13 protein-coding genes are annotated in these 12,829 nt (G+C 48.1%); all 13 read right to left on the bottom strand.

Annotated elements, in window-relative coordinates; all coding sequences use genetic code 11:
- The 13 genes from nuoK to ACJJIL_RS17030 all read right to left on the bottom strand — a co-directional run bounded on the left by nuoK (position 1) and on the right by ACJJIL_RS17030 (position 12,483).
- Positions 1 to 318: an NADH-quinone oxidoreductase subunit NuoK gene (gene nuoK, locus ACJJIL_RS17090; RefSeq protein ID WP_444892930.1), complete on the bottom strand. Its 318-nt coding sequence runs from the start codon at positions 316 to 318 to the stop codon at positions 1 to 3.
- Between the two features lie 4 nt (positions 319 to 322).
- Positions 323 to 832 (bottom strand): NADH-quinone oxidoreductase subunit J, encoded by a 510-nt coding sequence (gene nuoJ / locus ACJJIL_RS17085; RefSeq protein WP_413664586.1) that lies wholly within the window; start codon positions 830 to 832, stop codon positions 323 to 325.
- A 37-nt stretch (positions 833 to 869) separates the two neighbouring features.
- The gene (nuoI, locus tag ACJJIL_RS17080) at positions 870 to 1,388 is read right to left on the bottom strand and encodes an NADH-quinone oxidoreductase subunit NuoI (protein ID WP_282934031.1); all 519 of its coding nucleotides are present in this window, start codon (positions 1,386 to 1,388) and stop codon (positions 870 to 872) included.
- A gap of 31 nt (positions 1,389 to 1,419) precedes the next feature.
- Positions 1,420 to 2,376, bottom strand: coding sequence for an NADH-quinone oxidoreductase subunit NuoH (gene nuoH, locus ACJJIL_RS17075; protein WP_282934030.1), 957 nt, complete (start codon positions 2,374 to 2,376; stop codon positions 1,420 to 1,422).
- Between the two features lie 2 nt (positions 2,377 to 2,378).
- Positions 2,379 to 5,222 carry an NADH-quinone oxidoreductase subunit NuoG gene (nuoG, locus tag ACJJIL_RS17070; protein ID WP_445360309.1) on the bottom strand — a complete coding sequence of 948 codons (2,844 nt, stop codon included), beginning with the start codon at positions 5,220 to 5,222 and terminating at the stop codon, positions 2,379 to 2,381.
- A gap of 69 nt (positions 5,223 to 5,291) precedes the next feature.
- Positions 5,292 to 6,566: an NADH-quinone oxidoreductase subunit NuoF gene (nuoF, locus tag ACJJIL_RS17065; RefSeq protein ID WP_445360308.1), complete on the bottom strand. Its 1,275-nt coding sequence runs from the start codon at positions 6,564 to 6,566 to the stop codon at positions 5,292 to 5,294.
- Positions 6,544 to 7,110 (bottom strand): NADH-quinone oxidoreductase subunit NuoE, encoded by a 567-nt coding sequence (nuoE, locus tag ACJJIL_RS17060; protein ID WP_445360307.1) that lies wholly within the window; start codon positions 7,108 to 7,110, stop codon positions 6,544 to 6,546. The genes nuoF and nuoE overlap by 23 nt, the downstream gene beginning before the upstream one ends.
- A gap of 145 nt (positions 7,111 to 7,255) precedes the next feature.
- Positions 7,256 to 9,061 (bottom strand): NADH-quinone oxidoreductase subunit C/D, encoded by a 1,806-nt coding sequence (gene nuoC / locus ACJJIL_RS17055; protein ID WP_445360306.1) that lies wholly within the window; start codon positions 9,059 to 9,061, stop codon positions 7,256 to 7,258.
- A 36-nt stretch (positions 9,062 to 9,097) separates the two neighbouring features.
- On the bottom strand, positions 9,098 to 9,745 hold the full coding sequence (locus ACJJIL_RS17050; protein ID WP_282934025.1) for an NADH-quinone oxidoreductase subunit B: 648 nt from the start codon (positions 9,743 to 9,745) through the stop codon (positions 9,098 to 9,100).
- Positions 9,746 to 9,763: 18 nt separating this feature from the next.
- Positions 9,764 to 10,177 (bottom strand): NADH-quinone oxidoreductase subunit A, encoded by a 414-nt coding sequence (gene ndhC, locus ACJJIL_RS17045; protein ID WP_282934024.1) that lies wholly within the window; start codon positions 10,175 to 10,177, stop codon positions 9,764 to 9,766.
- Between the two features lie 901 nt (positions 10,178 to 11,078).
- On the bottom strand, positions 11,079 to 11,399 hold the full coding sequence (locus tag ACJJIL_RS17040) for a hypothetical protein (RefSeq protein WP_413664593.1): 321 nt from the start codon (positions 11,397 to 11,399) through the stop codon (positions 11,079 to 11,081).
- A 97-nt stretch (positions 11,400 to 11,496) separates the two neighbouring features.
- Positions 11,497 to 11,970, bottom strand: a complete 474-nt coding sequence (locus tag ACJJIL_RS17035) for a CYTH domain-containing protein (protein ID WP_445360305.1) — start codon at positions 11,968 to 11,970, stop codon at positions 11,497 to 11,499.
- A gap of 108 nt (positions 11,971 to 12,078) precedes the next feature.
- A complete protein-coding gene (locus ACJJIL_RS17030) occupies positions 12,079 to 12,483 on the bottom strand; it encodes an ACT domain-containing protein (protein ID WP_445360304.1) in 405 nt (134 codons plus the stop codon).
- Positions 12,484 to 12,829: the final 346 nt, after the last annotated feature.

The raw sequence follows: 12,829 nt of genomic DNA, 5'->3' as shown, positions 1-12,829 counted from the left end.
TTAACCCCTCAATCCATTGAGCTGGTCAATATCGACCGTGTGTTTGCGATAATAGAATTGAAGGACCAGCGCCAGTGCAATGGCTACTTCGGCAGCGGCCAGGGTGACAACAAAAACAAACATCACCTGCCCATCAGCATTGCCCCAGTGTGCGCCGGCGACAACAAACATTAATGCTGCGGCATTGGTGCAAATTTCAATACACATCAGCATAAAAATAATATTTCTTCGGATGAGTAATCCGGCTAACCCCAAGCAAAACAGAATGGAGGCCAACAGCACGCCAGCCTCCAAACCAGGTGCAGATTCGATAGGCATAGCTTCACTCCGGTTTAACTGTTCTTCTGTGTCGGGCGAGGTGAAAAGCTCCAACAAGCCCCGCCAAAAGCAGCATTGAAGCCAGTTCGACAGCGAGAACGTAATGGCTAAAAAGTGCAATACCGACCTGTTTGGGCCCGATATAGTGATAGGTTTGCTCTGAAGGAATTTGCCCGCTACTAACCAGCAGAAGTAGCTGGATTAACAAAATGGCTGATAGAAGGGCTGGGCCAATCCAGGTGTGGGGTTGTAACCAGGCTTGCTCCTGTGCAACTGAAGCGTCTCCCTGATTGAGCATCATGATGACAAAAATAATCAATACCATGATGGCGCCGGCATAAATAATAACTTCCAAAGCTGCTGCCAGGGGAGCGCCAAACTGGTAGAAAATAACGGCAACCGACAAAAGTGAAGTGACAAGATAAAGTAGCGCGTGGACCGCGTTCTTGTGAAAAATAACCATGGCGGTTGAGACAATGGCAACCGCAGCGGTTAAGTAGAAAATGTAATTCACTGGGAAAACCTCTTTTTAGTTATCAGCCCTATTGAAATCAGAGATTTAGGCTTTTTACATTAATGGGCTCGGCCTCATTTTGAGCTTCGCCCTTGTCCTTACCTGAGATGGCCTTTCCTGCAATTTGATAAAAACTGTAATCGTGATACTTACCGGGACCACTGATTAGAAGATCTTCCTTTTCGTACACCATGTTTTGCCGGTCGTACTCGCACATCTCAAAGTCAGGTGTTAGCTGGATGGCATAGGTTGGGCAGGCATCTTCACAAAGCCCGCACATAATGCAGCGGGAAAAATTGATACGAAAATATTCGGGGCGCCAGCGGCCGTCTGGATCTTCTGTTTTTTGCAGTGAAATACAATCAGGAGGGCAGGCAACGGCGCAGAGATTACAGGCAACGCAGCGCTCGTCACCGTTGGGATCTCGGGTGAGCACGATCCTGCCACGATATCTGGGTGCCAGGTAGGGCTTTTGGTCAGGGTATTGTACGGTAACGTTCTTCCGGAACAGGTGTTTAAATACCAACCACATGCTGCGAATCTGGCTTGAAATCATTTCTTTGGCCTCGCACGCTTATTTTAATTTTCTAGGCAGTCCACAAAAGTACCGCTGCGGTAGCCAGTAGATTGATCAGGGCCAGAGGTAGCATGACCTTCCAGCCGAATTTCATTAATTGGTCATAGCGGGGGCGTGGAATCGCCGCCCTTAAAAGAATAAACACACCAACCAGAATGGCAGTCTTCAGGCAAAACCAGATAAATGGGGGCAGTAGGGGGCCGTGCCATCCACCGAGAAACAGGGTGGTGATTAGCGCTGAAATTAGAATCACTGCCAGATATTCACCCACAAAGAACATGCCGAACTTCATACCGGAGTATTCGGTATGGAATCCCGCTGTCAGTTCGTGCTCAGCTTCCGGAAGATCAAATGGAGTTCTGCGGCTCTCGGCAATACCGGCAATAAAGAAAACAATAAAACCCAGGAATTGAGGGATGATAAACCAACCATCTGCCTGGGCATTAACAATCTCGCGCAGATTGAAACTGCCTGAGAGCATAACAACGCCCATCAGGCTCAAACCCATAAATACTTCATAGGACACGGTTTGAGCGGCAGCCCTTAGCCCACCGAGCAGAGCATATTTATTATTTGATGCATATCCCCCAAGAATTACGCTATAGACCGCAATAGAACTCATAGCCAGCACAAACAGTAAACCGATATTCAGGTCGGTGACCCCAATATTGGGCGAAATGGGCACTACGGCAAAGGCAATCAACATGGTTGCCATAACTACAGTGGGTGCCAGTACAAATACGGGAATATCTGCAAATTTCGGAGTGAAGTCTTCCTTAAAGAACAGCTTGATCATATCTGCAATAACTTGCAGGGTGCCAAATTTTCCGACCCGGTTAGGGCCCGGACGATCTTGCCAAAAACCCAATAGGCGGCGCTCGCCCCAAGTTAAAATGGCTGCTAGCAGCACGGTAACTATCAATACGCCGAAAATATTGAGCAATATGATCCAGATATTTGTGCTCATAATTAGTCCTCTTGCCCGATTGCGGAGCTTTCTTCCACTGGCAACAGATTGGCGCCACCCGGTAATACGGGGGCAAGAGTTTCAAGCCCTGGAAGACCATAGGGCACACCCAGGCTGCCCGAAGGTTGGCTATCGGAGATAACCACACTGCCCCGGAAAACACCGCTATTGGTGTCTAACGCCACTGTGTCTCCCTGGTTGAGGTTGGCACTTTCGGCATCACCGCGATTTAAAGTAAAGAATGGCTTATCGATCACTGTAGCGATGGCCATTGCGCGGTTACTGAGCTCTTCCGAACCAAACATTCGGTAAATCGGCAGTGTCGCTAGACTGTGGTTATCGCTATCTGTATCGCCATCGGAGGCTGTGGGCAAGGACCACTCCGATAGTGCTTGCTCTCGCCGCTGGATATATTTACCCGAGGCACCACCACGGCGTTCGCCACCCACATCCTGCTGAAACTTGAAAATTGATTGGTTGGAGTTCCATCCGGGAGACCAGATATTGGCTTGCAGCGGTGACCGGTTTGGATTGTGCACGCCTTCCATGCTAAAGCTCATAGGAGCATCGGGGTCTTGGTGTGGGGGCTCCTCTGAGACATGTTCCTCTGCGTGAATAGCCGTGCGCCCACTGTAGCGAGCGGTCTGTCGAGCAACCTTCAGCCCTTCAATCCGGAAATTTTCATCCGGCCCTAAATCTTTGATGACCTTGAGTGAAGCAACACTTTCTGCCAGGGAATCGGTGATATCCGGGCAGTGATTCCAATTGATAATAGTGTCGATACTCTCGGAGTGTTCTGTGCAAAAACCAGCGGCATCTACCAGCCAGCGCCAGCTCTCCTGGATATAGCCAGTGCCTTCATAGACCGCATAAAATCGCTGTGCCAAACCAGTATTGTTAACAAATGTCCCTTGGGATTCGGCCGTTGCGGATACAGGAAAGATTAAGTCGGCATGTTTGGCGGTTTCATTGAGCAGGGTGTCCAGCAGAATGATATGGTCGACGCTGGCAAACAGACTGTTTAACTCTTCACTCGCGATTCTTAAGGAGAGGTCATTCTCCAGAATCACTAGGGTTTTATCGATATTGGTTTTGTCATTCTTGAGTTCAGTGATCAGATGCTCAAGGGAACCGGTTTCGGGCTCAAACAGCTGAATAACTCCCAAGCTATTAGCCTCTTCACAACACAAATATAGAGAAGTGGGTTTGCCATTTTTTTCCACCAGTGCACTGGCGATTTTGGCTGCGCTGTGGGTAAGGTGGATATTCTTGCTACTGGTTCCAGAGATGATCACTGGGTTCTTGGCCGCAGTTAATATTGCTGAGACTCTTTCAGCTTCCTCCAGATTCTCTGGACTCAGTGAAGTTTTGTTGCTTTTAACCTCCAGAATATTATTGGCAATTGCCTGGCCGATTTGGGCAGCCTGTTCCGGCAGGGTATAGATCGCTTTACAGGTAATATCTGAGATCTGATTGAGTTCAGTGCCGATAAAAATAATCGGGCTGGGTTCACCCTCTAATTGTCGAACGGAAGCATCCTGCCACAAGGGTATTCTTAATGATTCAGCTTGTTCTTTTTGGCGGCTCCGTGCTGCTTGGCGAACTGCCAGAGCAACCCTGGGGGCTGTGTTGTAGATATCTTCTCCGAGTATCAATACAACATCTGAATTTTCTATCTCAGGGATGGTCGGGCTGTGGATATTGGCATCGCTCTGAATTCTATCGACAAGGTGTAGTAGCTGCATATCCCGCTGGTTGAGACCAGAGAAGAAGTTATCCCGTCCTACAAACTTTAATAGGGCGAAGTTATTTTCCAATGATGCCCTGGGTGAACCTATGCCTATTAAGTGATGCTCACCTCTTTGCGCAGATGCGAGTTTTTCTGAAAGTGAGAACACCGCGTCCTTGGGGGAAACCTCTTTGTGCAGACGTTCATCAGTTTCTGCTGTAGAGCTGATCACATCATCTTTGCGTGCAGAAAGTACCTGGGTTATCCGGCTCTTACTGTTGACATATTCGTATCCAAAGCGCCCCCGGTCACAGAGAAAATAGCCGTTGATATCGTGGTGATATAAGTTAACCACACGGCGCAACATCGGGTCTTGGTTGTTGCCGGATTCCCTCGCTCCTGGCGCGGTGTTGCAACCCACGGCGCAGTGTTCACAGACTGAGGCAGCTGTTTGCAAATCCCATTTTCGGACAAAGTGCTGGCTGAAGGTCTTATCGGTAAATACTCCGGTGGGGCACACTTCGACAAGGTTCCCACTAAAACCATTTTCCAGCATGCCCTCAGTATTGCGGCCAAAAAAGACCTGGTGATTGCGGCCCAGTGCTTGTAAATCCTCGCCACCGGCATAGTCGTGATAGAACCTGACACATCGATAGCAGGTAATACAGCGATTCATTTCGTGATTGATAAAGGGGCCGAGATACTGGTTTCGGTGGGTGCGCTTGGTACCCTGATAGCGGCGCATGGTATGACCGGACATTTCAGTCATATCCTGTAAGTGGCACTCGCCGCCCTCCTCACAAACCGGACAATCATGAGGGTGGTTGGTCATCAAGTCTTCTATCACAGAACCGCGAAAATCTTTCGCAGCTTCCGAACTGACACTGTAAATACCGCCGTCTTTTATCGGCGTCATACAGCTCATAATCAACCGGCCCCGTTGATCTTCGCTGTCCTTATGCTCGATAACTGCACACTGGCGGCAGGCGCCAACAGAACCCATGGCGGGGTGCCAGCAAAAATAGGGGACATTCAAACCCAGGGACAGGCAGGCAGTGAGCAGGTTTTGATCTCCATCAACCTGGTATTTATTACCGTCTATTGTGATGGTTGGCATTTGAAATCCATTTTCTTTTTATTAATGCTTTCAGGGGCAGGGTTGTTGTACTAATTTAGTCGCGCTAATTTATTGGTAGGGGCAACAACCGCCTTCAATATGGTCGATAAAATCCTGTTCAAAGAGTTTTAACGCGCTTTGTATAGGCTCTGCAGCGCCGGGAGCCAGGGCGCAAAAGGTATTGCCGGGGCCAATACGCTCACACTGTTCCCTGAGGAGTTCCAAGTCTTCTTTAGTCCCCTGGCCAGACTCTATTCTCTCCAGAATTTTGACGGCCCAGGGCAAGCCGTCCCGGCAGGGGGTGCACCAGCCACAGGATTCCCGCGCAAAGAACTGGGTCAAGTTCAGTACCAAGCCAACGGGGCAGGTTTTATCGTCGAGCACGGTGATCGTGCCGGTCCCCATACGGCTGCCGGCCTTGCCGATAACGTCGTAATCCATGGGAAGATCGAGGTGGTCCGGGCCGAGGAAGTCGGTCGATCCTCCACCGGGAAGAATGCCCTTCAGTTGTAGGCCATCTTTCATGCCACCGGCATGTTGTTCAATAATTTCGCGAATGGGCGTCCCCATCGGGAGTTCCCAAGCTCCTGGATTATTAACCTTGCCGCTAACACCAAATATTTTGCTTCCCGCATCGTCACCCCGGCTAAGGTTTTTGTACCACTCCACGCCGTGGCTAATTAAATGGGGGAGGTTGCACAAGGTCTCTACATTGTTAACGACAGTGGGTTTGCCCCAAAGCCCGCTGACCTGTGGAAAGGGGGGCTTGGCGCGGGGAATGGCCCGCTTGCCTTCAAGGGCGTTTAGCAGTGCGGTTTCTTCACCACAGATATAGTTACCGGCGCTGCGGTGCAGACAGATCTCCAGATTAAAGCCACTGTCGAAAATATTTTCGCCAATCATGCCCTGCTGCTTGGCTTCATCGATTGCCTGTTCGAGCCGGTTTGCAGCCAGGTGGTATTCACCACGAATAAAAATATAGGCGTGAGAGGCGCCAATGGCATAGGCGGCTATCGCCATTCCCTCAAGAAGGAGGTGAGGGTCTCGCTCCATTAGCAATCGGTCTTTGAAGGCGCCGGGCTCCATTTCATCGGCGTTACAGACAACGTACTTTTGCTTGGGCGAATCTTCACCCCTAGGTACAAAACTCCACTTCAGCCCAGTATTAAACCCCGCTCCACCGCGTCCGCGCAGGCCTGCATCTTTTACTTCGTTGATAATATCGTCCGGTACCATGGTGATGGCTTTGCGCCAGCCCTGGTAGCCGTCGTTTTCCACATATTGCTCTATAGTGGCGGCAATATTTTCACTGGAAATATTCTTAGTCAGTGGATTTGTCAGCATGGTATTTTTTCTTCTTATCGATTAATTCATCAATACCTTTCTCATCCAAGTGGCGGTGCATTTCCTCGCCAAGCATAAGGACTGGGGCTTTGTCACAATCTCCCAGGCAGGGCGTTTCCAGCAGGGTGAAAATCCCATCTCTGGAGGTCTCTCCAGGCTGGATATTTAAGCGCTCAGATATTTTTTTCTGCAAATTATCGCAACCCATAATCCAGCAGCTGGAGCTTTTGCACAGGTAGATCACTTCCTTGCCTACTGGTTGGCGGAAAATCAACTGGAAGTAGGTGGCGACACTCTCAAGTTCTGCAACGGGAATATCCAGATAATTGGAAATTGCCTGGAGGCTCTCATCGGAAATCCAGCCGCGATGTTTCTGTACAATCCGCAACGCCTCGAGCCCCACTGAAGTTTTTTCGTGGTAGTGGGTGGCTTCCTGATCAATTTCCTCTTTTTCTTGTACTGTTAAGATCGCCAGGTTGTCTGCTGAATTGCTATTGCCTTGCTCCATTACTTCAATCAATTCCGGTTCTAGTAAGCTGGACATAGTCGCCCCCGAGATAGAACTTGCGGAGGTTTCGTTGAGGCGCTGCTGCCATCTGTGTGTGCGATGGCTGAAACGCTGGGTATATTTCCGTGCACTTTTCTACTCCGCTGCTATACGGCCCTGTGCGTGCCGTAGTTTTTTATTGTTATCTGTCCACATCCGCCATGACGAAGTCGATGCTGGCAATAATGGCAATAAGGTCAGCAATCAACAGTCCGTTGGACATTAACGGAATCATTTGCAGGTGTGGGAATGAAGGGGTGCGAATTCGGGTCCTGTATGAGGTGGTCCCCCCATCACTAACGATCTGGTAGCTGTTGATTCCTTTAGTGGCCTCAATGGGATAACACACTTCGCCGGCTGGCATTACCGGTCCCCAGCTGTTATTCACAAAGTGCTGAATTAAAGTCTCGATATCCTCCATGGTGCGCCCCTTTCGCGGAGGGGTGGTCAAAGGGTGGTCCGACTTATAAGGGCCTGCCGGCATATTTTCCAGGCACTGGCGGATAATCCGCAGGCTCTGCCATATCTCATCCACCCGGACCCGGCAGCGGTCGAAACAGTCCCCACCATCGTAGCTGGGAATCTCGAACTCGAACTGATCATAGCCGCTGTAAGGGCGCTTTTTACGCAGATCCCAATCCAGGCCCGTGGCGCGAAGCCCTGGCCCGGTAACCCCCCACTCAAACGCCTCTGCCGTGTCGTAGACACCGATGCCACGGGTGCGGCGTTGCAGGAGTTTATTTTTAATGACCATGCCGTCGTAATCGGCTAAGCGTGCGGGCATATAGTCGAGAAATTCCCGCACCATCTTGTCCCAACCCTGCGGTAAATCCTGCGCTACACCGCCGATACGGAACCATGCCGGGTGCATTCTGCCGCCGGTAATGGCCTCAACTATTCCAAACAGTTTTTCCCTATCGATAAACATATAGAACACGGGAGACATCTGCCCCACGTCCTGGGCAAAGGTGCCAAAAAATACCAGGTGGCTGGATATGCGGAAGAACTCGCACATCATCACCCGTATCATCTGTGCGCGTTCAGGGACCTTAATGCCGGCGAGTTGCTCCAGTGCCATCACATAGGGCAGGTTGTTCATGACACCGCCGAGGTAATCGATACGGTCGGTGTAGGGCACATAGGTATGCCAGGCCTGGCGCTCGGCCATCTTCTCTGCACCGCGATGGTGGTAACCGATATCTGGCACTGCATCGATAATCTGTTCACCATCCAGCTGAAGGGCTACACGGAATACCCCGTGCACACTGGGGTGATTCGGGCCCAGATTGAGGAACATAAACTCTGAGTCTTCATTACTCCTGGCCATGCCCCAGTCTTCCGGCCGGAACAGCAGGGCGTCTTGTTCTTTGCGCTCCTTCTCTTCTGACAGACTAAATGGGTCGACTTCGGTAGCTCGGGCGTGGTGATCCTTGCGCAGTGGATGCCCCTTCCAGGTCAGCGGCATCATGATTCTCTGTAAATGGGGATGACCGGGAAAGTTGATACCGAATAGATCCCACACTTCCCGTTCATACCAGTTGGCATTCTCCCAAACGGCAGTAATGGTCGGTGCGCTCAGATCACTCTCGGGAAGAGCCACCTTGATACGGATAAATAAATTGCGGGTAAATGAAAGTAGTTGATATACCAGGGTGAAATCGCTGGAAGGCTGTTTTTCGGTTCCCTCCCCACGGTTGACCCGCAGCCGTTCGTCGATAGCACTCAGGTCATACAGCATTTCAAATGGCTGGGCGATATCCCGCTTGAGAAAGAGCAAAAGAGGGATCAAGGCATGTTTCTCGATCCACAGTGTGGGCATATCATCACTGTATGGCTGCCACCAGAATGAGTGAAGCTTATATCCGGTGTCGAGGTCCCGAATAAATGCCTCTGCTGCTTTCCTGTAGGGAGTTGCTGTGTGGACAGTTTTCGCAATTACGCCAGTCATTGGCTATTCCGTTGTTTTTTTCTTATTCCATGAAGCCTAAACACTGTCGGGCGCACGTAGCATGTCAGCTTTCATACGTTCCTCCCTATGGAGATCACGCTGACTGGGCTTTGGAACCTTGTGAGTTCCTTGATCATCGACAACCCAGCTGAAGGCTCGTCTCTCCGCAGCCACCGACTTTTGCAGCAAGGTTAATCCCTGCAGTAGGGCCTCTGGGCGCGGTGGACAGCCGGGCACATAAACATCGACCGGGAGAAACTTATCGACCCCCTGAACCACACTGTAGATATCGTACATACCGCCGGAATTTGCGCAGGAACCCATGGAGATGACCCAACGGGGCTCGATCATTTGCTCGTAGAGTCGCTGTACCACTGGTGCCATTTTCAGGAAAACCGTCCCTGAAATTACAATCAAATCCGCTTGTCGTGGGGTTGCACGGATGACCTCAGCGCCAAAGCGGGAGATGTCGTGGCGGCTGGTGAAGGCGGTGGCCATTTCTACATAGCAACAGGACAACCCGAAGTTAAATGGCCACAGGGAATTTGAACGGCCCCAGGAAACCAGCTCTTCGAGTTTGGTAAGGAGAATATTTTTTTCTAAATCTTGAGTGCTTATTTCTTCAGAAGGATTGCCGTGTTCGGTAGCAATCAGGTCGTCGGCTTTGCTCAGCTTCCAGCGCATTATGAATTCTCATTGTTGTTATCGGGGTTTTTGGCGTTTCTCCAAACTCTTCTGGTATCCGCCCCAGTCAAGTGCACCCAGGCGCCACAGATAAATAAGCCCCACCAGCAGTATCACGATAAATACGGTGGCCTCGATAAACCCGAGCAGGCCAGTTTCATAAAATGCGATGGACCAGCTAAACAGGTAAATCGCCTCCAGGTCGAAGACGATAAACAGGATGGCAACAAGGTAATAGGCGACAGAGAGGCGCAGACGCGCATTGCCCTGGGAAACAATACCCGACTCATAGGGCTCATCGGTAGCCGGGTCTCTGCGTTTCTGACCGAGAAAATAGGAAAGGCTGAGCATTAAGGTAATTAGGGCAAATACGGCCAGGCAATAGACAATCAATGGCCAAATCTGAGGAGTGAACTGATCCGGGTAATTCAACTTCGCTCTCCCATGTTTCTGCGGGCGAAGCCCGTATCAATCACTGGTCTTGCAGTAAAAGGGCAAATCAAGAATTCTGATTTTGAGGGTGCTCTCACGCAAGAAGAGATAATTTGAAAAACGATTATTGCTTTTCTGAGAAATTTTTTAGTTGTCGGTAATCCTATTCGCTTGTCTGATTTATAAATCGTTGCGGGAGATAGCGCCAGTGGTGCGAAGGAACGTTTAATTCTTATGTGTATACTTTTTATTCGGTAGGGTTATGTAATGTCTTGCGACAGCTGAATAAATGAAAATGTGCGCCAGTTTTCAGAAGATGAAGGAGGGTCCTATTGCTATTAAACTATTCCTCTGATTAAAAGCAGATCGGAATTTTAGGGTTACGCTGTACTGGAATTAGAATGTGATGTTATTGATTTGTCTGGCACCTAATAATTCCATCATAGTGCATTCCACTTGCGGCTCTGTATGGGAGCTTCCATTTGTCATGAGAGAGGTAGTTTGGCCAAGCGAGTACATTTATCCAATTCTTCTCAGTATTTCTAACAAGGTACACATCGCTTGCGTTACATTGAAGTTTGTACCTACGGAACCCTTCTTCTATTACGGAATAATCCCGCCCCTTAAATTGAACTTCAGAGTCTCCCCAATGGCCATCTGAGCTTTCAAAGCTTACATCGGGGTTGTGGATTTTTATAATGCCAAAGAGGATTGTGATTCCTAAAACCAAAATTAATAAGCAAATTGCTCTTATTGTCATAGTAGTCATTACTTGCGTCTGAGTACCTTTTAGTCTCTTTTTAGGCATGCTTTCGGCGTGGGTCTATAGTGCTTAACTTCTATAAGAATTGTAATATACAAGCAGTTTGTTGATTGGCGACAATGATTTACTGTGTGTTGATTACTTGCGAATTACAAGGTCACCACCACTAAACTGAATTTTCTGTCCTTCGAAGATAACTTCCTCCCAGTTATCAGGGTTCGACGACTCGTTTTCATGTACCATTAAGTAGCAAAAATTTGGATTTTCAGTTTTGGGTAAACTACTTACTAGTGAACCTGCGCTGATACCATACTTTTCGCATAGTTCAAGCTGTCCTATCGCCGACTTTACCTGAATTAAAATGCCAATATGCTCTGCTTTAAGTTCTATCGATTCAAAGTCATTCACCGATTCTAGCTCGGTTAAATATCTTTTTAATTCTTCTATGGCTGGGTTCATAGTGATTTACTCATGATGCCTCGCTGAGCCGAGGACATACAGAATTTATTTTGTGATTAGCTCAGCGAAGCATGTGTCAATGTTGTGTACGTTCTAGTTATGATTTGTCCCAATCTTTAAATGGAAAATATAATAAATTGGAATTGTAATATCTTGGATCTCCAGTAACCTCTTTATCAATCCACTCCGGCAACTCCACACTTTCAGATTCACTTTGCATCTCGACCTCAGCAATAATCAAGCCGTCATTGTCTCCATGAAAGATATCTATTTCCCAGGTGTGTTTTTCGTGCTCTACTATGAATCTCGTTTTATCTATGATGGGACCATCACATAGCTCCGCAATCATTTCATCTGCGTCTTCAAAGGGTATTGGATACTCAAACTCAGTCCGTGTAATTCCTTTACTTTCACCTTTCAATGTTAGATATGCATGATCTCCGATTACGCGAACTCTGACTACAGCTTTGGACTCCGTACTTATATAGGCTTGTTTGATTCTCTTTCCACCTGTAAAAGAAGCAATAGCCTTTTTATCAACTAAGAACTTCCGCTCAATTTCCTTTGCCATACTTTCTCAACCCTAAAATCTTAACACTTGCTTGATAGGCATATACGAGGTGGTCAAAATCTGACACGCAACGTAGTAGTCAGCCAGTATATACCCTTGTTGGAGCACTTATAAACTGTTCTTGCCGACTTCTTTCAATGCAATCAACGCTTCCCTTGCTTTTTCTGATTGTACAAAAATATGGTCATGGAAGTATGCTGCAATTACATTTGCACTAATACCCTTCGAAGCCAGTTTGTTAGAAACAGCGGCTGTTAATCCAACAGCCTCTAAACTAGAATGTACGGTTAAAGTTATTTGCTTGTAAGTATTTTTAAACCGCAAGCCCTCACGGCTTGCGATATCCTTTGTTAAGACAAGTGTTAATCCTTCTTTTTCGTTGAAGCTTGCAAGTGGGTTCCACTCAATATATTGAGCTAATGAGCCTGAAACGGTGCAAAATACAAATTCACCTTCAATAAGTTCGGGATTCATTTCGCTCAAAAGACGCTCTGGTTCTAGTATTCCTGACATTGCTTGATAATTCCAAATTCTTGCTTGTACAGCAAGCGCCAATCAATATGGAGCATGGCTGCAAAATGGTGGTGGTCCAACAAATACTTGTTCTTGCGATCGTGCTTGGCTTTGTATGGTTGTTCTTGCCTGATTCTTATACTGAATTCCTTTTTGTTAGCGGGAAATGAAAGCCCATATTCAATGGTAACCGAAGCCCTTGATTTGTAACATATTGTTTGATAGCGAGCCTATCAAAGCCCGCATAAACAGGGAATTATCTGAAACCTATTAAGCGTAAATTACATAGTCAGGTTTGGACTTGAGGCGGAAAAATAAGATGACAAGAGAATGAAGAAGAGATAGA

Source organism: Microbulbifer maximicatervae (SeqCode), from assembly GCF_052468095.1.
The sequence above is the reverse complement of the archived record's forward strand: the minus strand, read 5'-3'. Positions and strand labels throughout refer to the sequence as shown.

Bases quoted from the DNA above. Each gene is read 5' to 3' on its own strand.
- nuoK (WP_444892930.1), bottom strand. From the start codon at position 318: ATGCCTATCGAATCTGCACCTGGTTTGGAGGCTGGCGTGCTGTTGGCC.
- nuoI (WP_282934031.1), bottom strand. From the start codon at position 1,388: ATGATTTCAAGCCAGATTCGCAGCATGTGGTTGGTATTTAAACACCTG.
- nuoH (WP_282934030.1), bottom strand. From the start codon at position 2,376: ATGAGCACAAATATCTGGATCATATTGCTCAATATTTTCGGCGTATTG.
- nuoG (WP_445360309.1), bottom strand. From the start codon at position 5,222: ATGCCAACCATCACAATAGACGGTAATAAATACCAGGTTGATGGAGAT.
- nuoF (WP_445360308.1), bottom strand. From the start codon at position 6,566: ATGCTGACAAATCCACTGACTAAGAATATTTCCAGTGAAAATATTGCC.
- nuoE (WP_445360307.1), bottom strand. From the start codon at position 7,110: ATGTCCAGCTTACTAGAACCGGAATTGATTGAAGTAATGGAGCAAGGC.
- nuoC (WP_445360306.1), bottom strand. From the start codon at position 9,061: ATGACTGGCGTAATTGCGAAAACTGTCCACACAGCAACTCCCTACAGG.
- ACJJIL_RS17050 (WP_282934025.1), bottom strand. From the start codon at position 9,745: ATGCGCTGGAAGCTGAGCAAAGCCGACGACCTGATTGCTACCGAACAC.
- ACJJIL_RS17040 (WP_413664593.1), bottom strand. From the start codon at position 11,399: ATGAACCCAGCCATAGAAGAATTAAAAAGATATTTAACCGAGCTAGAA.
- ACJJIL_RS17035 (WP_445360305.1), bottom strand. From the start codon at position 11,970: ATGGCAAAGGAAATTGAGCGGAAGTTCTTAGTTGATAAAAAGGCTATT.
- ACJJIL_RS17030 (WP_445360304.1), bottom strand. From the start codon at position 12,483: ATGTCAGGAATACTAGAACCAGAGCGTCTTTTGAGCGAAATGAATCCC.